Annotated in this window: 18 protein-coding genes and 1 other RNA gene; 6 read left to right on the plus strand and 13 right to left on the minus strand. The window is 67.5% G+C overall.

Features of this window, described 5'->3' with window-relative positions; genetic code table 11:
• On the minus strand, positions 1-483 hold the full coding sequence (locus tag BLU04_RS05515) for a septal ring lytic transglycosylase RlpA family protein (protein WP_093283255.1): 483 nt from the start codon (positions 481-483) through the stop codon (positions 1-3).
• 166 nt (positions 484-649) lie between these two features.
• Here BLU04_RS05515 and BLU04_RS05520 point away from each other — a divergent pair, with 166 nt between their 5' ends.
• The 3 genes from BLU04_RS05520 (at position 650) to BLU04_RS05530 (ending at position 3,874) form a co-directional block, all read left to right on the plus strand.
• Positions 650-1,627 carry a deoxyhypusine synthase family protein gene (locus tag BLU04_RS05520; RefSeq protein ID WP_093283257.1) on the plus strand — a complete coding sequence of 326 codons (978 nt, stop codon included), beginning with the start codon at positions 650-652 and terminating at the stop codon, positions 1,625-1,627.
• A 248-nt stretch (positions 1,628-1,875) separates the two neighbouring features.
• A complete protein-coding gene (locus tag BLU04_RS05525) occupies positions 1,876-2,388 on the plus strand; it encodes a response regulator transcription factor (RefSeq protein ID WP_157895145.1) in 513 nt (170 codons plus the stop codon).
• Between the two features lie 163 nt (positions 2,389-2,551).
• Complete coding sequence (locus tag BLU04_RS05530) at positions 2,552-3,874, plus strand: hypothetical protein (protein ID WP_093283260.1); 1,323 nt, start codon at positions 2,552-2,554, stop codon at positions 3,872-3,874.
• A 552-nt stretch (positions 3,875-4,426) separates the two neighbouring features.
• Here BLU04_RS05530 and BLU04_RS05535 read toward each other — a convergent pair.
• The 3 genes from BLU04_RS05535 to pheT form a co-directional block, all read right to left on the minus strand.
• Positions 4,427-5,803 carry a mechanosensitive ion channel domain-containing protein gene (locus BLU04_RS05535; protein WP_093283262.1) on the minus strand — a complete coding sequence of 459 codons (1,377 nt, stop codon included), beginning with the start codon at positions 5,801-5,803 and terminating at the stop codon, positions 4,427-4,429.
• Positions 5,804-5,819: 16 nt separating this feature from the next.
• Positions 5,820-6,002, minus strand: a non-coding RNA gene (gene ssrS / locus BLU04_RS05540) — 6S RNA.
• A 74-nt stretch (positions 6,003-6,076) separates the two neighbouring features.
• Positions 6,077-8,395, minus strand: a complete 2,319-nt coding sequence (gene pheT, locus BLU04_RS05545) for a phenylalanine--tRNA ligase subunit beta (protein WP_162274645.1) — start codon at positions 8,393-8,395, stop codon at positions 6,077-6,079.
• 121 nt (positions 8,396-8,516) lie between these two features.
• Here pheT and BLU04_RS05550 point away from each other — a divergent pair, with 121 nt between their 5' ends.
• The gene (locus BLU04_RS05550) at positions 8,517-9,689 is read left to right on the plus strand and encodes a DnaJ domain-containing protein (protein WP_093283267.1); all 1,173 of its coding nucleotides are present in this window, start codon (positions 8,517-8,519) and stop codon (positions 9,687-9,689) included.
• A gap of 36 nt (positions 9,690-9,725) precedes the next feature.
• Here the strand turns inward: BLU04_RS05550 and BLU04_RS05555 are convergent, their stop codons facing one another.
• Entirely contained in the window at positions 9,726-10,349 is a 624-nt protein-coding gene (locus tag BLU04_RS05555) for a hypothetical protein (protein WP_093283270.1), read from the minus strand.
• A 162-nt stretch (positions 10,350-10,511) separates the two neighbouring features.
• On the opposite strand from BLU04_RS05555, the gene dcd reads away from it, so the two are divergent.
• Complete coding sequence (dcd, locus tag BLU04_RS05560; RefSeq protein WP_093283272.1) at positions 10,512-11,081, plus strand: dCTP deaminase; 570 nt, start codon at positions 10,512-10,514, stop codon at positions 11,079-11,081.
• Between the two features lie 300 nt (positions 11,082-11,381).
• On the opposite strand, the gene BLU04_RS05565 is transcribed toward dcd, so the two are convergent.
• From BLU04_RS05565 to BLU04_RS05600, 8 genes are all read right to left on the minus strand, one after another.
• A complete protein-coding gene (locus BLU04_RS05565; protein ID WP_093283275.1) occupies positions 11,382-11,639 on the minus strand; it encodes a hypothetical protein in 258 nt (85 codons plus the stop codon).
• 9 nt (positions 11,640-11,648) lie between these two features.
• The gene (locus BLU04_RS05570) at positions 11,649-12,398 is read right to left on the minus strand and encodes a hypothetical protein (RefSeq protein ID WP_093283278.1); all 750 of its coding nucleotides are present in this window, start codon (positions 12,396-12,398) and stop codon (positions 11,649-11,651) included.
• Positions 12,383-13,321 carry a permease gene (locus BLU04_RS05575; RefSeq protein ID WP_093283280.1) on the minus strand — a complete coding sequence of 313 codons (939 nt, stop codon included), beginning with the start codon at positions 13,319-13,321 and terminating at the stop codon, positions 12,383-12,385. The genes BLU04_RS05570 and BLU04_RS05575 overlap by 16 nt, the downstream gene beginning before the upstream one ends.
• Positions 13,322-13,345: 24 nt before the next feature.
• Complete coding sequence (locus tag BLU04_RS05580) at positions 13,346-13,852, minus strand: cyclic nucleotide-binding domain-containing protein (protein ID WP_157895146.1); 507 nt, start codon at positions 13,850-13,852, stop codon at positions 13,346-13,348.
• A 120-nt stretch (positions 13,853-13,972) separates the two neighbouring features.
• On the minus strand, positions 13,973-14,506 hold the full coding sequence (locus BLU04_RS05585) for a cyclic nucleotide-binding domain-containing protein (RefSeq protein WP_093283285.1): 534 nt from the start codon (positions 14,504-14,506) through the stop codon (positions 13,973-13,975).
• 82 nt (positions 14,507-14,588) lie between these two features.
• On the minus strand, positions 14,589-15,539 hold the full coding sequence (locus tag BLU04_RS05590) for a class I SAM-dependent methyltransferase (protein WP_093283288.1): 951 nt from the start codon (positions 15,537-15,539) through the stop codon (positions 14,589-14,591).
• Between the two features lie 4 nt (positions 15,540-15,543).
• Entirely contained in the window at positions 15,544-16,368 is an 825-nt protein-coding gene (locus BLU04_RS05595) for an ATP-binding cassette domain-containing protein (RefSeq protein WP_093283290.1), read from the minus strand.
• Positions 16,369-16,372: 4 nt separating this feature from the next.
• Complete coding sequence (locus tag BLU04_RS05600) at positions 16,373-17,218, minus strand: ABC transporter ATP-binding protein (RefSeq protein ID WP_093283292.1); 846 nt, start codon at positions 17,216-17,218, stop codon at positions 16,373-16,375.
• Between the two features lie 57 nt (positions 17,219-17,275).
• On the opposite strand from BLU04_RS05600, the gene BLU04_RS05605 reads away from it, so the two are divergent.
• Positions 17,276-18,592, plus strand: a complete 1,317-nt coding sequence (locus tag BLU04_RS05605; protein WP_093283294.1) for a bifunctional UDP-3-O-[3-hydroxymyristoyl] N-acetylglucosamine deacetylase/3-hydroxyacyl-ACP dehydratase — start codon at positions 17,276-17,278, stop codon at positions 18,590-18,592.
• The last annotated feature ends 38 nt before the right edge of the window (positions 18,593-18,630 follow it).

Consider the following 18,630-nt stretch of genomic DNA (forward strand, 5'->3'; position numbering starts at 1 on the left):
TCAATTCTTGTCGGAGACCGCCGAGGGGACGGCGGCCGAATCGGCCGGGGCCGAGGAAGCCGCCGCGGTCACGGTCGGCGCGTGGCCCTTCTTCCAATATTTCGCATAGCGTTCGTCGTAGCCGACCTTCGTGATCGAGAGGTCGGCGACGCCCGACTGGATGATGCCGAGTTCCTTCGCCGCGCCGTAGGAGAGATCGATGTCGCGGCCCGAGACGAAGGGGCCGCGGTCGGTGACCGTCACCCGGACGGTCTTGCCGTTCTTCGGGTTGCGGACCGAGAGGATCGTCCCCATCGGGAGGGTGCGATGGGCGGCGGTGTAGCCGTACATGTCGAAGCGCTCCCCGCTGGCCGTGGGGCCCTGGTGGTTTTCCTTCCCGTACCACGACGCCGTCACGTTCCCGCTGGTCGAGGAGCACCCGAGGAAGGGGAGGGAGATCAGGGTGGCGACGATCAGGGCGGAGGGGAGGAAGGGAAGTTTCATGGGGTGACCGGTGAGGGGATAAAGCGGGGTTGGTTAAGATCGCTCCGTAGGGGAATCAAGTCAAGGGACCAAGTCGACCCCTCCTTCCCTGCCTTCCCGGTGCCTTCCGATTGTAACCGGCCCGCGCTTGCCAAGATTCTTCCCGCCCCGTATCTACTGGGGGATCATGTCGGCCAAGCCCATCACCTCTTTCATCGACCACCACTACCGTCACTTCAACGCCGCCGCGCTGCGGGACGCCGCCATCGGCTACAACAAGCACCTCGCCGACGGCGGCGTGATGTTCATGACCCTCGCCGGCGCGATGAGCACCGCCGAGCTCGGCCTCTCCCTCGCCGAGATGATCCGCCAGGGCAAGGTCCAGGCGATCTGCTGCACCGGGGCGAACCTCGAGGAGGACGTCTTCAACCTCGTCGCCCACGACCACTACATCCGCGTCCCGAACTACCGCGACCTGACGCCGCAGGACGAGCAGGCGCTGCTCGAGAAGCACATGAACCGCGTCACCGACACCTGCATCCCGGAGATGGAGGCGATGCGCCGCATCGAGGGCGCGATCCTCGCCGAATGGACGAAGGCCGACCAGGCCGGGCAGCAGTTCTTCCCCCACGAGTTCTTCTGGAAGATCCTCCTCTCCGGCGCGCTGGAGCAGTATTACCAGATCGATCCGAAGAACAGCTGGCTCCTCGCCGCCGCCCAGGCGAACATCCCGATGATCGTCCCCGGCTGGGAGGACTCGACCCTCGGGAACATGTACGCCGGCCACGTCATCAGCGGCGACATCAAGAACGTCCACACCGTCCGCACCGGCATCGAATACATGATGTTCCTCGCCGACTGGTACACGAAGACCGCCTCGAAGAGCTCCATCGGCTTCTTCCAGATCGGCGGCGGCATCGCGGGCGACTTCCCCATCTGCGTCGTCCCGATGCTCCACCAGGATCTCCAGCGTCCCGAGGTTCCGCTCTGGGGCTACTTCTGCCAGATCAGCGACTCGACGACGAGCTACGGCTCCTACTCCGGCGCCGTCCCGAACGAGAAGATCACCTGGGGCAAGCTCGGCATCGACACGCCGAAGTACATCATCGAATCGGACGCCTCGATCGTCGCGCCCCTTATCTTCGGATACGTCCTCGGCTGGTAATTCGGGGTCGCTCCGGGGGCGGTTTTCGTCCCGATTGATCCGCGATTCCGGGTCGATTCATCACTGTAATTGGACCAAGACGGCGAAGGATTTTCCTTCGCCGTTTTGTTTGTTTTACAGTGTGAATCTCTTTGATTGGAGGATGAGAGAAATTCATTGCGTTTTATTTTATAAAACTCTACCTCTGCCAAAGTCGGTGATTTAACGTTAACAATGAACTGCGCGGCGGCGGCCCGCCCTTTCCAATCATGAATGAGGTTTTCAGGGTTTTGATTGCGACACAGGATCTCCACACCCGGTTGATGCTCGAAGGCCTGCTGAAGGCCGTCCGCGCCCGCTTCGTCCACGCCGACACCGAGGAGAGCATCCATTCCTACCTGAAGACCCCCGAGGGATTCGACATGGTCGTCGTCGACGGCGCGTGGGAATTCCTCTCGATCCACGGCATCCACCTCGCCTGCCGCTCCCGCTCGAAGACCCTTTCGGAGACCCACCTCATGGTGATCCTCCCCAGCGGAAACTCGACCCAGGTGATCGGGGCCTTCAACGACGGGGCCGACACCGTCCTCCGCCAGCCGATCCGCCCGCTCGAATTCCTCAATGCCTGCCGCACCGGCCAGCACCTCACCCGCCTCACCCGGAGCAACCGGGCGCTCTCCGAGCCCCTCCCCGCACCGGCCCCGGCCTCCGCTCTCCCCGAACCGGCGTCGGCTCCGATGCGTTTTTCCGCGGCCGGGGAACTCATCGGCCTCCACGTCTAGCATCGCCTGTTTTTTTCTTCCTCTTTTTGGAAATTCGGGTCATTGCCCGAGTGTTTTCGTTGAACAGGCATAAGTCTTGCTGATTCGGTTGTACGGTTCAACGGGGCGACATTTGACCTGCGGCCGCTTGTTGCTCGTTGTGCTCTCTCCCGTTTAAAGAACCATGCACCTTCCGTTCCGCGTCTTGATCGCCACCCAGGATACCCAGGTCCGCCTCGTCACCGAGAATCTCCTGAAGACGGTCCAGGCGAAGTGCCTCGTCGCCGAGACGCAGGACGCGGTCCTTGCCCTCCTCGGCACCCCGGAAGGGGTCGACCTCGTCGTCGCCGACAGCAGCTGGGAGGGGCTCTCCCTCGAGACGATCTACCGCACCTGCCGCTCCCGGACGACGGCCCCGGTCGAGACCTACCTCACCGTCCTCGTCGAGGAAACGAACGCCGCCGGGGCGATCCTCGCCTTCAACGCCGGGGCCGACGCCGTCCTGCGGAAGAACATCGATCCGGTCGAATTCCTCAACGCCTGCCGCGCCGGGCAGCGCCTCTCGGTCCTGGCGAAGATGCACCGCGTGGCGATGGAGGAGAAGGCGACCGCCGCCTCGGTCCTCACCACGGCGGAACAGGAAGTCCGCGAGGCGACTGCCGCCGCCGCCGCCCTGGTCCAGGAACAGGAGCCGCCCGCCGAGAACCGGCAGACCTCCCTCGTCACCTCGGCGGAGGCCCCGGCCCCCGCGGCGGCGCAGCCGAAAAAGGCCCGCCTCGCCGGAGGGGAGGCCCCCATCGTCGTCCGGCAGATGGAGGCCGTCGCCCGGCAGGTCCTCATCGACCAGGGGGCCTCGGAGGAGACCTGCTTCCACGATGTGATCGATGCCGACGCGGTCGACGGGCAGGTGCCGGAGTGGTCGGAATTCGTCGGCTGGCAGGGGATCTTCTGGCCGGTCAACAATCTCTGGTTCGACGTCCTCTTCCACTTCAGCCGCACCGGGGCGGAGAATCTCTGCCGGTGGACCCTCCAGCGGCAGGCGAAGGAGGACGGCGCCCTCATGGCCGGGATCAACCAATACCTGATCGCCGTCCAGGCGACCTATCGCGCCCATTACGAGACCGGCTACGGCCCCTCCTCGACGATCCTCTGCCAGCCCGTCGTCCTCCCCCGGCCCCATTGGATGGAGGAGGCGGGGCAGGGCGATTTCACCCGCGTGCTGAAGTTCCCGAATTCCTTCGTCGCCTACAATTTCCACATCGCCCCCGCCGCGCTCCAGGTGAAGGCCGCCATCACCGCCTCCCCCGGGGATATCCTCAACGAGACGATCGCCTCCCGGGGCCAGCGCCCCGGCCCGGGTGTCATGCCGTTGGCGAATCGCGGCGTCATCCTCACGGAGGGACGGCTGAACAAGATTGTTCCGGACTTGGAGGCGAACCGGACGCTGTGGGTGATCGAGCCGTCGTTGTTTGCTCGGCGGATGGGGGCGTATACGGCGGTGGATTAGGGGGGGGCGCGGGTTGGGGAGCGCCCGTTGGGGCTGGCGGGGTCGATCCTGTACAGGTGGAGGCGATCCGCTTTAACGCCACAGAGGGGCTTCGCCCCTCCGTGACCTCCCCTTCGGAGGGCCTTAGCTAGGCGGACGCGCTTTGGCGGCGCCTCGTCTCCTCACTGGATTAAAATCGGATGGTTCCAGTACGCCCGAGGGTACGTACTGAAGGGGTAGCGGTACCAATACGCCCAAACTCCTATCGGAAGAAAAGAGTATGGGAGAGAGGTCTTCAGGGGTCAGCACCGAGGAGATAGGCCTGCATCCTTGGATGCTCCTTCCCATGGCTCGGCCCTCAAGGGGGTTAGATCCAGCGGAGTAGAGTGGGCGTATGGAAGATAGGCCTTTAGGATTACGCCCCATCTACACCAAGGCCCATCAGACAGGAGGGTCCGGAGGGGCGTGCCCCTCCGTTCGTTCAAACGCGCGGGTCACATCCACCTGTACAGGGAAATGTACCCGGTCCCGAAGGGCTGCCCTTCCCCCCGCGCCCCCTTTCCGAAAAACGTCCTAACCCTTCCCCGACGTCTCCGTCCGATCCCGCACCTTCGGCAGACACTCGGGATAACGCGCCACCACCTGTGCCAGGAGCCATTCCCGCGCCTCGAGCTGGAGGACCGAGGAATCGGCGAGGGTGGCGGCGCTGGCGAGGAGCCGCAGTTCCATCGAGCCCGCGTCGGCGTCGGTGACGGTGAGGGAGAAGGTCTCCCGGTCCCACAGGCGATGGGTCGCGATCCATTGCCGGGTCTCGTCCCGGAGGGCGGCGACGGGGAGGGTGAAATCGACCCGGATCTTCACCTGCTGGACGACGGAAGGGGTCGTCGAGGTGAGGTTACGGAAGGGGCGCTCCAGGAACGACGAGATGGGGAGGATCAGCCGTCCCCGCCCGTCGCCGGTGCGGATCGTGACGTGGGTGAGGGTGATCGCCTCGATGACGCCGCTCTCCCCCTCGACGGCGACCGAGTCGCCGAGGCGGACCGGCTGGGAGAGGGCGAGCTGGATCCCGGCGAAGAGGGTGCCGAGGGTCCGCTGGGCGGCGAAGCCGATGAGGATGCCGACGATCCCGGCCGAGGCGAGGAGGGAGGTCCCGATCTGCCGCGCCTCGGGGAAGAGCATGAGGATGGCGGCGAGGGCGATGAGGATGTTCAGGACGATGGCGCACTTCCGCAGGATCCCGATGCGGGTGGCGGTGGCGCGGTCGTCGCCCAGCTTCTCCATGCTCCGGCTGTCGGTCCCGGTCAGGTCGGGGTCGAGGTCGAGGCCGGCGAGGATCGCCTTTTCGATCCCCTGAAGGAGGGCGTGGGAGACGGCGGCGAGGCCGACGATCACGACGATGGCGAAGCCGCGCCAGATCGCGTGGAGGGCGTCGGTCCCGAGGGAGAGGGAGTAGTGGAGGGTCTCCAGCAGGGAGGCGAAGCCGCCGATGGGGATGAAGACGCGGAGGGCGAGGGCGAGGACGGGGAAGAGGTGTTCGTCGAAGCGGCTCGACGTGGCGGCGGCGATCGCGGCGAGGCGGGTCTCGACGGCGTCGACGCAGCGGTAGAGGAACCAGAAGAGGCCGCCGAGGAGGCCGAGGTGCCAGAAGGGAAGGCGGGCCTGCTCCAGCGCGGCGGCGAAGCCGGGATGCTTCAGGACGTGGACGAAGAGGGGGAGGGCGAAGTAGAGGCAGAAGTACCACGCGCAGAACTGGAGCGGCGGGGCGGCGGCGCGGAGGAGGTCGCGCCGGAGGGAGAGGCGGGTGAGGGTCGCCGCCGCCGCCTGGTAGCGGGAGGCGCCGGCGGGCTGCGGCCCCCGGCGGCGGACGCTCCGCCAGAGGAGGCCGAAGAGGAGGGCCGCGACGAGGGCGGTGGCGCATTCGACGACGGAGGAGAGGTGGAGGGAGGACATGGGTGGGCGGAAAATGAATTACCCCGCAATGCCGTGTGGATGGGGTCCTTCGACCAGTTTATGTACAGGTGAAGCGGCTGCATTGAGCTTCCGCCTTCCAGTGAAGGCCCGACGTCGAATCAATCGCGCGGTTGCTTCTTTACAATCATGATTATCGGAGGAGGGACATGCATCCCAAGCACGAACACCGCAGGGTAAAGGGGCTCGCCTCCTCCCGCGGAGGGAGGAGGACGAAAAGGGGGCGGGACTGGCAGAGAACAGAAGGGGCCGAACCTACCGGAGATCGTAGCCGAGGCCCTTCACCGCGGCGAGAATCTTTTCCTGCCAGCCGTTGACCTCCTTGTCGGTCAGCGTCCGGTCGGGGAGGCGGTAGGTGAGGGCGTAGGCGAGGGACTTCTTCCCGGCGGCCAGCTTCTCCCCCTTCGAGTCCTCGAAGAGGTCGAAGAGGGCGACTTTCTGGAGGGCGCTTCCCGCCGCTTCCCGCGCAGCTTTCTCCAGCGCGGCGGCGAGTTCCGCCTGGGGCGTCGCCGAGGGGACGACGAGGGCGACGTCGCGGCGGACGCCGGGGAACTGGGGGAGGCCGGTGAAGAGGGCGGGAGCGTCGGAGGCGGCCAGCCAGCCGTCGAGCCGGTACTCGACATAGAAGGCCTTCGCCTTGAGGTCGTGCCGCTTCGCCGTCGCGGGGTCGAGGGGGGCGAGCTCGAGGCGGGCCGCGGCGGGAATACCGAGGTCGCCTTCGAGGTAGTCGGCGAGGCCCTTCACGTCGTAGAAGTCGCTGGCCCGTTCGGCGGCGGCCCATTCGAGGGCGTCGACGGGGCCGAGCTGGAGGACGCCGAGGCGCATCTCCTCGACGACCTGGCCGCCCTCCCGGCGGTAGACCTTGCCGACCTCGAAGAGGCGGAGGGAGAGGTTCCCCCGGGCGACGTTCCCGCCGGCGATGGCGGCGAGGCCGTCCTTCAGCGCGGGGCGGAGGTGGGTGAACTGGGCGTTGAGCGGGTTGCCGAGGGCGAGGAGTTCCGCGTCGGGATTGCCGATCGCTTCGCGCGCGGCCATCGCCTCGGTGAGGATCTCCTGCCAGCCCCGCGCCGCGAGGGAGCGGCGGAGGAGGAGGGCCTTGTCCCAGGCGCGGTCGGCGGCGCTCTCCGCCGCCCAGCCGTGGCGGACGCGGCCCGGGAGGTTGGCGAGGCCCCGGACGCGGGCGACTTCCTCGATGAGGTCGATCTCGGTCTCGAGGTCGTGGCGGTAGGGCGGGGAGGTCCAGATGTTGTCCCCCTTGTAGCGGAGGCCGAGGGGCTTCAGGACGGCGGTGATCTCGTCGAGGGTGATCGGGGCGCCGAGGACGGCGGCGACGCGTTCCGGGCGGAGGGTGATCGGCGCGCGCTTCGCGGGGGCCTGCCCGGCGTCGATCGGGGCCTGGATCAGTTCGGCGTCGGCCAGTTCCTCGAGCAGGACGAGGGCGCGGATGCGGGCCTCGGGGATGCGGTAGGCGTCGACGCGGCGCTCGAAGCGGTAGGCCGAGTCGGTGAGGATGCCGAGGCGGCGGCCGCTGCGGCGGACCGAGGCGGGGTCGAACCAGGCGGCCTCGAGGGCGACGGTCGTCGTCGCCTCGGTGACGGCGGAATCCTTCCCGCCGATGACCCCGGCGAGGGCGTGGGGGCGCTCGGCGTCGGCGATGACGAGGTCGTTCTCGTTGAGGGTGTAGGTCTTGTCGTCGAGGGCGAGGAGGGTCTCCCCCTTGCGGGCGCGGCGGACCTCGATGGTCTTCCCGGCGAGCTTCGCGGCGTCGAAGGCGTGGAGCGGCTGGCCCGTTTCCCAGAGGATGTAGTTCGTGATGTCGACGACGTTGTTGATGGAGCGGTGGCCGGTCGCCTCGATCTTTTCCTTCAACCAGGCGGGGCTGGGGCCGACCTTCACGTTCTCGAGGATCGCGAGGGTGTAGCGAGGGCCGAGGTCGGGGGCCTGGAGGTCGATTTTCCAGTCGTGGGTCGGCTGGGCGACGGAGGAGAGGGCGATGGTCTCCTTCGGCCGCCACGTGCCGAGGCCGAGGGCGGAGAGCTCCCACGCGAGGCCCTGGTAGGAGAGGAGGTCGGGGCGGTTCGGGGTGATCTCGACGTCGATGAAGGTGTCGGCGGGAAGGACGGCGGAGAGGGGGCCGAAGGGGGTCTCCTTCGGGAGGATGAGGAGGCCGTCGGCGTCGGCGGCCAGGCCGAGTTCCTTCGCCGAGCACATCATGCCCTGGGAGAGCTCACCGCGGAGCTTGCTCTCCTTGATGACGAAGCCGCCGCCGAAGTCGACGCCGGGGAGGGCGAGGACGACGCGGTCCCCGGCCTCGAAGTTCTTCGCGCCGCAGACGATCTGGCGGGTCTCCTCGCCGCCCTTGCCCGCATGGCGGACCTGGCAGAGGCGGAGGCGGTCGGCGTTGGGATGGGGGACGTAGCTGATCACCTCGGCGACGACGAGGTTCGGGTCGTCCATGCCGTGCTTCTCCACGCCTTCGACTTCGATCCCCGCCGAGGTGAGGCGTTCGAGGAGGGCGTCGAGGGTGCCGGTGTAGTCGAGATGGTCCCGGAGCCAGCGGAGGGAGAACTTCATAGGAGCCGCCCATTCAAGCGGTACGGGAAGGGGAGGGCAAGAGCAAGAGAGCCGTCCGGAGGGGGCGATTTCGGAATGGCGCCGCGGGGGCTTTTCGGCGATCATCCCGGCGCCGCGTCCTATGCCTAGCGAGATACCGGATTATTACGACGTTCTTTCCGTCCCGCCGAAGGCGACGGCGGACGAGATCAAGGGGGCCTTCCGCCGCCTCGCCCTCCGCTATCATCCCGACCGCAACCTCGGCGACCCGGGCGAGGCCGCCCTCGCCACCGAGAAGTTCAACGAGGTCCGCGCCGCCTACGAGGTCCTGGGCGACGCCGAGAAAAAGGCCGATTACGATTCCTCCCGCCGGATGAAGAAATGGCTGGCGAGCCTCGGGCGCGGCCCCGCCCGCAAGAGCCCGGCTCCCGCGCCGCCGGTCCGCAAGCCGAAGGAGAAGGAAAAGGCCGCCGCGGCCCCCGCCTCTTCTCCTCCGCCCGTACCCGCGCCCGCCCCCGTCCGGGCGGCGGCCCCGCCTCCTCCCGCCCCGGCTCCCACTCCGGCCCCTGCGCCCGCCTCCGCTCCCCCAGCCCCGCGGCAGAAAAGCCCAGGCCAAAACCCAAATCTGGAAGCGAAGGAGACGATCCCCCTCGCCGTCGCGGTCCTCGGCGGGCGGTGGGAGGTCGAGGTCGGCGGCGGGCGTCGCGTCGCCTGCATGGTCCCCGCCGGGGTCCGGCCCGGGATGCGGGTGAAGTTCCGGGGCCTCGGCGCCGTCGGCCCCGACGGGCGGACCCGGGGCGATCTCTCCGTTTCCTTCGAGGTCCGCACCGAGGGGGCCTGGCTGGTCTCGGGGAACGACCTCCTCGTCTATGCCGATGTCGACGTCCTGGAGATCCTCTCCTGCGGTGACATCGTCCTCGCCGACGCCCCGGGCGGCCCGTTGCGGGTGAAGATGACGCCCGGCTTCGACATCGGCCGGAAGCTCGTCCTCCGGGGCCGGGGCCTCCCCGCCTTCGGCAAGGCCCCGGCGGGCGATCTCCATATCAAGGTGCTCCCGGTCTTCCCGACGCTCTCCCGGGACCAGGCGAACGTCGTCCGGCGGCTCCTCTCGCAGGGCCTCACGGAGGAGGAACGCCTCGCCCGGCACGACACGAAGCGGCGTTCCCACGAGGTCGTCGAGCGGGAGCGGGAGATCGAGGCGCTGATCGCCGTCTCCGGGGACGGGATCCGTTCCGAAGAGGAAAAGGCCGCGCTGAAGGAGGGCATCGCCCTCTTCGAGGCCGAGACGGGAACGGTCGTCGCCCGGTGGGAGTGAGGGGAGGCTGCCCCGCCCTTTGCCGACTCCTTTTCTTTACGACTTCACCACCAGATGGCGGATCGGCGCGAGGTTCGCGTCCTCGTCGAGGATCGAGCGGAGGCTCGCGTCCCGGCGCAGGGCCTCGGCGAGGTGCTGCGTCGCCGGGGCGAGGCGGCCGAGGCGGCACTCGTAGCAGGCGAGGTCGTAGTGGTAGAGGGCGGTGTCGCGGGCGGCGGCGGGGGCCTCGTAGAGTCGCTGGCGCGCGTCGTGGGTCCGGCCCAGCTCGTGAAGGCAGAAGGCGGCCTTCAGCGGGATGTCGGCGAAGTCGGCCTCGATCCGGGCGACCGCGTCGAGGGCGTCGGCGACGGAGAGCGCCGAGGCCCAGAGGCCGAGGTCCATGAAGGCGAGGAGGAGGAAGCGCTGGACGTGGGGCTCCGTCGCCACGGCGGCGACCTCGGGATCGGGCGATCCGGCGAGGAGGCGGATTTCCCGGAGCGTCTCGACGCTCATCCCCAGCTCCCAATACCCGGTCGCCGCCTCGATGGCGTGGCGCGCCTCGGCGGGGATCCGCGCGTAGAGGGACGCCTCGGAAGCGGGGGACGATCCCGCCTGGGCCAGGAGCTCCGGAAAGGAGCCGGGCGAACCGAGGGCGGCCGATGGGAGGGCGGGTTCCTTCATCGCATTAACGTTAAGCCGGAACCGTGCCAATCCCGTGACGGACGCGGAACAAATTCAAGCGGTTCTCCAGTCGCGATGTGAAAGGATCACGTCCGAAAAGAATTCCGTTTCCGGACTCATTTTGGATTCCTCTTCCCGGGGATTTCCGGTTAGTTCTCTCCCATGGGTATCCATGCAGACAGTTGGATTCGGAAGATGGCGCTCGAAAAAGGGATGATTGAGCCCTTCGCCGAGGGTCAGGTGCGCCACGGGGCCGATGGCACGCGCGTCATCAGCTACGGCATCTCGAGCTACGGCTACGACCTCCGGGTCTCGGACGAATTCAAGGTCTTCACCAACGTCTTCAACTCGATCGTCGACCCGAAGGCCTTCGACGAACGCTCCTTCGTCGACATCAAGGCCCCCGTCTGCGTCGTCCCGCCGAACTCCTTCGCCCTCGCCCGCTCGGTCGAGTACTTCCGCATCCCGCGCAACGTCCTCACCGTCTGCCTCGGGAAGTCGACCTACGCCCGCTGCGGCGTCATCGTGAACGTCACCCCCTTCGAGCCCGAATGGGAAGGCCACGTCACCCTCGAAATCTCGAACACGACCCCGCTCCCCGCGAAGATCTACGCGAACGAAGGCCTGGCCCAGGTCCTCTTCTTCGAGGCGAACGAACTCTGCGAAGTCTCCTACGCCGACCGCGGCGGGAAATACATGAAGCAGCAGGGGATCACGATCCCGCGGATGTAGGGGGGGCGGGAGAGCCGAAGCGGCCACTCTCCCATAGAGCCGTCTCCCAATAGGAGTCAGGGCGTCTTGGTACTGCTACCCCTTCAGTACGTACCCTCGGGCGCTCCAGGAAGCAGCGGATTTTAATCCAGTTCGGACACGAGGCGCCGCCAAAGCGCGTCCGCCTAGCTAAGGCCCTCCGAAGGGGAGGTTCGAGGAGGGGCGAAGCCCCTCTTGGGCTATAAAGCGGGTTACATCCACCTGTACAGGATCGACCGCGCCAGCCCCGAAGGGCCGCCCCTCCCCCGCGCCCCCTTTCCCCTAACCCTCCAGCGCCTTCACCACCACCCCCTCCTCCACCAAAAGCAGGGGAATCCCCCCCCGCACCGGATAGGCGACCGTCCCATCCTCCCGCACGAGGAAAGCCTCCGGGAGCGCGTTCACGACCTTGCCGCCCCGATTTACCACGCCGCCCGCCGCGATGGCCGGGGCCAGGGGGCTTTCGCTCCCCGCGCAGAGTGTCAGGGTTTGCCGCGTCTCGGGACAACGGAGGAGCGGAAGAAGGATCGGATCGAGCATGACGTCAATTCAGTAGAGGAAGCGTTCCTTCGGCTCCGGGATCGCCTTGGCCGTTTCGAGGAGGAGGACCGGTTCCTGTTTGCCGGGGGTGACCTTGGAATCCTCGTAGTGGACGGTGCCGACGGCCTCGGCCCAGCCCATGTTCGCCAGCCCTTCGGGCTCGGCTCCCCGCACCGACATGGCGAGGGGCTGGGCGTCGGCGGCGCAGCAGAACATGAGGAAACGGACGAGACGGAAGGAGCCGTCTGACTGGCCCGATCCCGCCCCCGGCGTCGCCTGGCCGATGAGGCGTACTTTCTTTCCCTCCAAGGCGGCGACGCTTTTCGGGAGGCCGACGGCCATGAAGAGGTCGGTGACTTCGAGGGGGATCGCGCCGGTCGAATCGGGCTTCCAGGCGAAGGGCTCGTCGTCGGCCTCGGCCTTGCCGCGCAGGACGGCCCCGGGATCGGCGGAGGCGCGGTTCGCCAGCGCGAGGGAGGAGAAGGAGCCGGGGGCCGCCGCGAGGGCGAGGACGAGGGCGGCGGCGAGGAGGGCGTCCCGTCCCGACTTCCACCACGGGCGGGGCGGAAGGGGAAAGAGAAGGAAAAGGAAGGCGGCGAGGAGGAGGACGATCCCGCCCCCGGCGACGAGGGGATGGAGGAGCGGATGGAGGAGGGTCGTCACCTGCCCGGAGAGCCACGCGTGGAGGAGCCCCGTCCCGAGCGTCCCGAGGACGAGGGGGAGGAACATCCGGCGGAGGAAAATCAGGAGCGGGGCCATAGAGAGGAGTAGAGGGAATATAGCCAGCCCAGCGCGATGGCGCCAGCGGTGACGCGGAGCCAGATGCCGAAGACGACCCGGCGGGTGAAGAGGGCCTGGTAGACCCAGAGGAGCTTCAGGTCGAAGAGCGGCCCGGCGACGAGGAAGGCGATGAGGGCGGGAAGGGGGAACTGGGGAAGGGCGGCGGCGAGGAAGGCGTCGGTGGTGCTGCAGACGGAGAGGAGCTGCGCCAGCCCGACGGTGGCGACGGGGGCGAGCCACCGGTTCCCCGCAAGGGCCGCGAGCCATTCCCGGTTCACGCTCGTGTTGAGGAAGGAGGCGACGGCGGCGCCGAGGACGAGGTAGAGGGCGACGGAGAGGAAATCGTCGATCGCCGGACCGAGGGCGGCGCGGAGGCGGCGCTGCCAGGCGGCGAGGGGCTCGCTCTCCGGGAGGGGGGGCGTTTCAGGCGCTTCGGGTTCCTCCCCCAGGCCGGGGCGGAGGACCTCGCCGCTCTTTTGCCTGCCGATCCAGAGGACGAGGATCAGGACGAGGAGGAGGCCCATGCCGAGGCGCAGGAGGACGATCTTCCACGGTTCCTGCGTGCGGAAGGCAAGCCAGGTGCTGGCGATGCTGAAGGGATTGGCGAGCGGGGCGGCGAAGAGGTAGGCGGCGGCGGTCCGCAGCGGCACTCCCTTGCGGACGAGGCGGAGGACGACGGGGAGCGCGCCGCACTCGCAGAGGGGGAAGACAAACCCGGCGGCGCAGCCGACGGCGATCCCGGCGCGGGGGCCGAGGCGGAGGAGGGCGCGGAGCCACGAGGCGGGGAGGAAGAGCTCGACCGCCAGGGAGGCGAGGGCGCCGAGGAGGAGGAAGGGGATCCCCTCCAGCAGCAGGGCGGCGAAGGAGAGGAAGAAATCGGGGAAGGAGAACCAGACGGTCACGCGGGGGCGACTATGCCTGCCGCCTCACCGCTTGGCGAGATCGTCGCGCAGGCGGGCGACTTCCATCCGGGTCTCGGCGAGGGCGTCGCTCGTGGTCCGGAGGCGGTGGGAGACCATCTCGGCGAAGGTCCGGTAGACGATGGCGTAGACCGGGTCGCGGTCGCTCGGGGGGAGGTTCTCGAGGAACGTCGCGTCGATGGCGAGGCAGCTCGTCTTCGAGAGGGTGACGACGCTGGCCGAGCGGGACTCGCAGTTCAGGATCGCCAGTTCGCCGAAGATGTCGCCCGTCCGGGTGAGGCTGGCGAGGAGGTGGCCCTGCTTCAGCACCTCGACCATCCCGGTGAGGAGGATGTAGATGAAGGTGTCGTAGGCCCCCTCGGGGATGACGGTCTCCCCGGCGTCGAAGTTCCGGACGCGGCTCTGGCGGAAGATCTCGATGATCTGATGGTCCTCCAGCGACGGGAAGAAGGAGACCTGCTTCAGGGTCTCGATGATCGAGCTCGGCGATTCAAGAACGGGGGTTTCTTTCACGGCAGGGAACCAAGGTGAAGCGTTTCCTATGCCTATTATGCCTAAACCCGTTTCCCCGTTAACTCAAGAACTACATTATATAATGTATCTCGTCCGGTTGGCGGGGAAGCCGTCCCTTTCCTACTTCAACGCTTCGTGCTGGCGTTGGTATTGAGCGAGTTGGGCGCGGAGGAAAATGACTTCCTCGCGGGTCGCCGCCAGTTCGGTGCTGGTGGCACGGAGGCGGTTGGCGACGATTTCGGCGAACATCTTGTAGACCACGGCGTAGATCGTGTCCCGGTCGTGGGGGAGGAGGCTGTCGAGGAAGGCGGCGTCGATGGCGAGGCATGAGGTCTTCGCCATCGCGAAGACGCTGGCGGAGCGGGGCTCGTAGTTGATGATCGCCAGCTCGCCGAAGATGTCGCCCGTCTTGTGGAGGCGGGTGATCGAGGCGTTGTTCTTCCGCACCTCGACTTCGCCGGTCAGGAGGACGTAGACGTAGGTGTCGTAGACCCCCTCGGGGATGACGACCTCGCCCGGATCGAACTGCCGCAGGCGGCTCATCTTGAAGATCTCCCGGATGTGGCGGTCTTCCAGGTGGCTGAAGAAGGAGACCTGGCGGAGCGTCGAGATCGTCGAGGCTTCTTCTTTGTCGAGAAAGGGGGTTTCCTTCATGGGGGGGGGAGTGGGGGGTAGGTAGAAACTACTATACCCTATATCGGCACTTTCAAAAAAAAATTGATCGAGGATTGCCCGATCACTCCCGGCGGACCCAGGCCGTCTGCGCGCCGTGGCCGTCGGGGATGTCTCCCTGGGGCGGAAGGGCCGGGACGGGGGCGACGGGGCGGCGGCTCTTCCGCCCGGCGTCGAGGGCGGTGGCGATCAGCGCCTCGGCGGGGAGGGTCTCGCAGTTGGTCGAGAGGAGGAGGTAGCCGTCGGCGGCGAGGAGGGGAAGGGCGGCCTCGATGAGCGATGCGAGCTCGTCCTCGATGCGGAAGACCTTGCCCTGCTTGTTCCGGGCGAAGGTGGGGGGATCGAGGACGATGGCGTCGTAGGTCTCGCCCCGGGCCTGCTGGCGGCGGAGGACGTCCCGGACGTCGTCGGCGTAGAACTTGTTCGTCCCGGCGATCTGGTTCAGGGCGAAGTTCTCCTTGCCCCAATCGAGGGCCTTCTTCGCGACGTCGACGCTCACCGTCTCGGCCCCTTCGGCCGCCGCCGCGAGGCTGAAGGCGCAGGTGTAGGAGAAGAGGTTGAGGAGCCGCTTCGGTTTGAGGGAGCGAAGGAACTGGCGGTTCGCCCTCTGGTCCATGAAGAGGCCGGTCGAGTAGCCCGCGCCGAGGTCGATCTTGTAGCGGAGGCCGAGCTCCCGGCAGGTGGTGACGCGGCTGGCGGCGGCGTCGCCGTCGAGGAGGGCGAAGGGGGTGTTGTCGGGCCGCTGGCGGAGGGGCTTCAGGAAGATCCGGGCGACGGCGAAGCCGTGGTCGACGTACTCGTCCCGGTGGCGGCGGAAGGCGGCGAGGAGGGCGTCGCCCTCGCCCTGGTCGCGGGAGCAGATGAGGAGGTCGTTGCCGTACCGCTCGACCCATGATTCGGGCGCGCCGAGGGGGGTGCAGAGGCGGTGGATGTCGGTCCCCTCGGCGTCGAGGGTGGCGAGGATTTCGGGGCGCAGCCAGCCTTCGCTGTCGAGATAGTCGGGAGGTGTGTTCAAAAAACTAGAGAGAAGGGACGGCGGCCAGGAGGCGCTTCGTGTACTCGTTCTGCGGGTCGCGGTAGAGGGTCTCGGCATCGGCGGCCTCGACGATCTTCCCCCGGTTCATGACGAGGACGGTGTCGCTGAGGTGCTCGACGACGGCGAGGTCGTGCGCGATGAAGAGGTAGGCGAGGCCGAGGCGGTCCTGGAGGTCGGCGAGGAGGTTCACGATCTGGGCCTGGACCGAGACGTCGAGGGCGCTCACGGGCTCGTCGCAGATGATGAGGTCGGGCTCGACGGCGAGGGCGCGGGCGATGCCGATGCGCTGCCGCTGGCCGCCGCTGAACTGGTGGGGGTAGCGGTCGAGGTGGTCGGTGTTGAGGCCGACCTGGAGCAGGAGGTCGGCGACGCGCTCCCGGCGCTGCCCGTATTTCATCGCGGGGAAGTGGATCTCGAGCGCCTCGCCGACGATCTGGAAGACGGTGTGGCGGGGGTTGAGGGAGTTGATCGGGTCCTGGAAGACCATCTGGATCTTCTTGCGGAAGGGGAGGAACTTCCGCGGCGGGAGGTTCGCGATGGGGGTGCCCTTGTAAAGGATCTCCCCCTGGTCCCGGGCGATGGGGGCGAGGCCAACGATGGCGCGGCCGATGGTGCTCTTCCCGCTCCCGCTCTCGCCGACGAGGCCGACGGTCTCGCCCTTGTGGACGCGGAAGGAGACGTTGTCGACGGCGGTGAAGGTCGAGGCTCCGCGCCCGAAGAAGCCCGTCCCCCGGACGGGATAGCGGACGCTGAGGCCGACGACCTCGAGGAGCGGCTTGTCGTCGGCGGGGAGGAGGGGCGCGCTCATGGAATCAGGAGGAGAGGGTCGAGTGGTCGATGGTGACGAGCCGTTCCCGCTTCTGGCCCAGGCGGGGGACGCAGGCGATGAGGGCCTTCGTGTAGGGGTGCTGCGGGTTTTCGAGGACCTCGGCGGTCGGCCCGTGCTCGACGATCTTCCCCCGGAACATGACGACGACCTCGTCGGCAAAGCCCTTCACGATGCCGAAGTTGTGGGTGATCAGGAGGATCGACATGTTGAGGCTCGCCTTGAGGTCGCGCAGGAGGTCAATGATCTGGGCCTGGATCGTGACGTCGAGGGCGGTCGTCGGCTCGTCGGCGATGAGGAGCTTCGGCTGGCAGGCGAGGGCCATGGCGATCATCGCCCGCTGTTGCATCCCGCCGCTGAGCTGGTGGGGATAATCGCGGTGGCGGGTCTCGGGATCGCGGATGCCGACGCGGGCGAGGGAGGCGACGACCTCCTCGGCGACCTGCTTCCGCGAGAGGCCCCGGCGGTGGAGGGAGATCGCCTCGGCGATCTGCTCCCCGATGGTGAAGACGGGGTTCAGGGAGGTGGAAGGCTCCTGGAAGACGTAGGCGATCTGGCCCCCGCGCAGGCGGCGGAGCTCCTCGGGCGAGGCGGTGAGGACGTTCCGCCCCTCGAAGGCGAGGCTGCCGCCGATCTTCGCCGAGGCGGGGAGGAGGCGGGTGAGGGCGAGGGCCGTGACGCTCTTCCCGCTCCCGCTCTCCCCGACGACGGCGACGGTCTTCGAGGAGGGGATGGTGAAGGAGACGCCGTCGACGGCGCGGTGGGACCGCCCTTCCGACGCGAAATCGACGGTCAGGTTTTCGACGCGGAGGAGGTCGTGGAAGTCGGCCATTGCTGGAGAGAAAGATACCCGCTTGCCAAACCTCGCCAAACCTTTTCTAATCCCCCGATGCCGCCGGTGAATCAGAAGACATTGAAGAAGGACGTGACGGTGCAGGGAACCGCCCTGCACACGGGAAACAAGGTCACGTTGACCCTGAAGCCGGCCGCCCCCGACACGGGCTACGTTTTCAAGCGGGTCGACCTCCCCGACGAGCCGACCGTCCCCGTCCACATCGACGGCGTGAAGACGACCGAGCGGGCCACCACCCTCGGCGAGGGGAACGTCAAGATCCACACCGTCGAGCACGTCCTCGCCTCCCTGCGCGGGAACGGGATCGACAACGCGGTGATCGAGCTCGACGCCAACGAGGCCCCCATCGGCGACGGCAGCGGTTCCCTCTTCGTCAACGCGATCGCCGAGGCCGGGATCGAGGAACAGGAGGCGAAGGTCTCCTTCTACGAGCTGCGCGAGCCGGTCTGCGTCGAGGGGAAGGACGGCGCCCACATGGCCGCCTGGCCTTCGGACACCTTCCAGGTCACCTGCACGAACGCCAATCACACCGGCAGCCACACCCAGTTCCTCCACTGGAAGGAAGACACGGCCCACTTCTCCCGCGACCTCGGCCGCGCCCGCACCTTCGTCTTCCACGAGGAAGTCCAGCCCCTCCTCGACAAGGGCCTGATCAAGGGCGGCAGCCTCGACAACGCCATCGTCATCAAGGGCGACTCCATTATCAGCAAGGAGCCGCTCCGTTACCCGGACGAATTCGTCCGGCACAAGATCTTCGACATCGTCGGCGACCTCACCCTCTTCCCGAAGCGGCTGAAGGCCCACATCGTCGCCTCGAAGCCGAGCCACGGCCTCAACGTCGAGCTCGCGAAGGCGATCTGGAAGCAGTATCGCAACTACCTCTCCCAGCTCATGCCGGTGGAGAACATCCCCTCCGGCGAGGGCGGCCTCGACATCAACGGGGTGATGAAGATCCTCCCCCACCGCTACCCCTTCCTCATGGTCGACCGGATCCTCGGCTTCGACGGGGAAAACAAGGCCGTCGGCCAGAAAAGCGTCACGATCAACGAGCCCTTCTTCCAGGGCCACTTCCCCGGCCACCCCGTCATGCCCGGCGTCCTCCAGGTCGAGGCGATGGCCCAGGTCGCCAGCATCCTCATGCTCCGCCAGGCGGAGAATGCGGGCCGCCTCGGCTACTTCATGAGCGTCGACAAGGCGAAGTTCCGCCGCCCCGTCATGCCCGGCGACGTTCTCCATATCGAGGTCGAGCTGACGAAGTCCCGCTCGAAGATCGGCAAGGCGCGCGGCCAGTGCCTCGTCAACGGCCAGGTCGTCAGCGAGGCCGAGATGGTCTTCGCCCTGATCGACGGCTAGTTTCCTCTCCAATCGCAGGACGCAAGGAAGCATCAGAG

It is taken from the genome of Verrucomicrobium sp. GAS474 (assembly GCF_900105685.1).
Lineage (GTDB): Bacteria > Verrucomicrobiota > Verrucomicrobiia > Methylacidiphilales > GAS474 > GAS474.

What these genes read in the sequence shown, in the direction of transcription:
- BLU04_RS05605 (WP_093283294.1), top strand. Translation starts at nt 17,276, where the DNA reads ATGCCGCCGGTGAATCAGAAGACATTGAAGAAGGACGTGACGGTGCAG.
- BLU04_RS05600 (WP_093283292.1), bottom strand. Translation starts at nt 17,218, where the DNA reads ATGGCCGACTTCCACGACCTCCTCCGCGTCGAAAACCTGACCGTCGAT.
- BLU04_RS05570 (WP_093283278.1), bottom strand. Translation starts at nt 12,398, where the DNA reads ATGGCCCCGCTCCTGATTTTCCTCCGCCGGATGTTCCTCCCCCTCGTC.
- BLU04_RS05535 (WP_093283262.1), bottom strand. Translation starts at nt 5,803, where the DNA reads ATGTCCTCCCTCCACCTCTCCTCCGTCGTCGAATGCGCCACCGCCCTC.
- BLU04_RS05595 (WP_093283290.1), bottom strand. Translation starts at nt 16,368, where the DNA reads ATGAGCGCGCCCCTCCTCCCCGCCGACGACAAGCCGCTCCTCGAGGTC.
- BLU04_RS05525 (WP_157895145.1), top strand. Translation starts at nt 1,876, where the DNA reads ATGAATGAGGTTTTCAGGGTTTTGATTGCGACACAGGATCTCCACACC.
- BLU04_RS05515 (WP_093283255.1), bottom strand. Translation starts at nt 483, where the DNA reads ATGAAACTTCCCTTCCTCCCCTCCGCCCTGATCGTCGCCACCCTGATC.
- BLU04_RS05520 (WP_093283257.1), top strand. Translation starts at nt 650, where the DNA reads ATGTCGGCCAAGCCCATCACCTCTTTCATCGACCACCACTACCGTCAC.
- dcd (WP_093283272.1), top strand. Translation starts at nt 10,512, where the DNA reads ATGGGTATCCATGCAGACAGTTGGATTCGGAAGATGGCGCTCGAAAAA.
- BLU04_RS05530 (WP_093283260.1), top strand. Translation starts at nt 2,552, where the DNA reads ATGCACCTTCCGTTCCGCGTCTTGATCGCCACCCAGGATACCCAGGTC.
- BLU04_RS05550 (WP_093283267.1), top strand. Translation starts at nt 8,517, where the DNA reads ATGCCTAGCGAGATACCGGATTATTACGACGTTCTTTCCGTCCCGCCG.
- BLU04_RS05585 (WP_093283285.1), bottom strand. Translation starts at nt 14,506, where the DNA reads ATGAAGGAAACCCCCTTTCTCGACAAAGAAGAAGCCTCGACGATCTCG.
- BLU04_RS05555 (WP_093283270.1), bottom strand. Translation starts at nt 10,349, where the DNA reads ATGAAGGAACCCGCCCTCCCATCGGCCGCCCTCGGTTCGCCCGGCTCC.
- BLU04_RS05565 (WP_093283275.1), bottom strand. Translation starts at nt 11,639, where the DNA reads ATGCTCGATCCGATCCTTCTTCCGCTCCTCCGTTGTCCCGAGACGCGG.
- pheT (WP_162274645.1), bottom strand. Translation starts at nt 8,395, where the DNA reads ATGAAGTTCTCCCTCCGCTGGCTCCGGGACCATCTCGACTACACCGGC.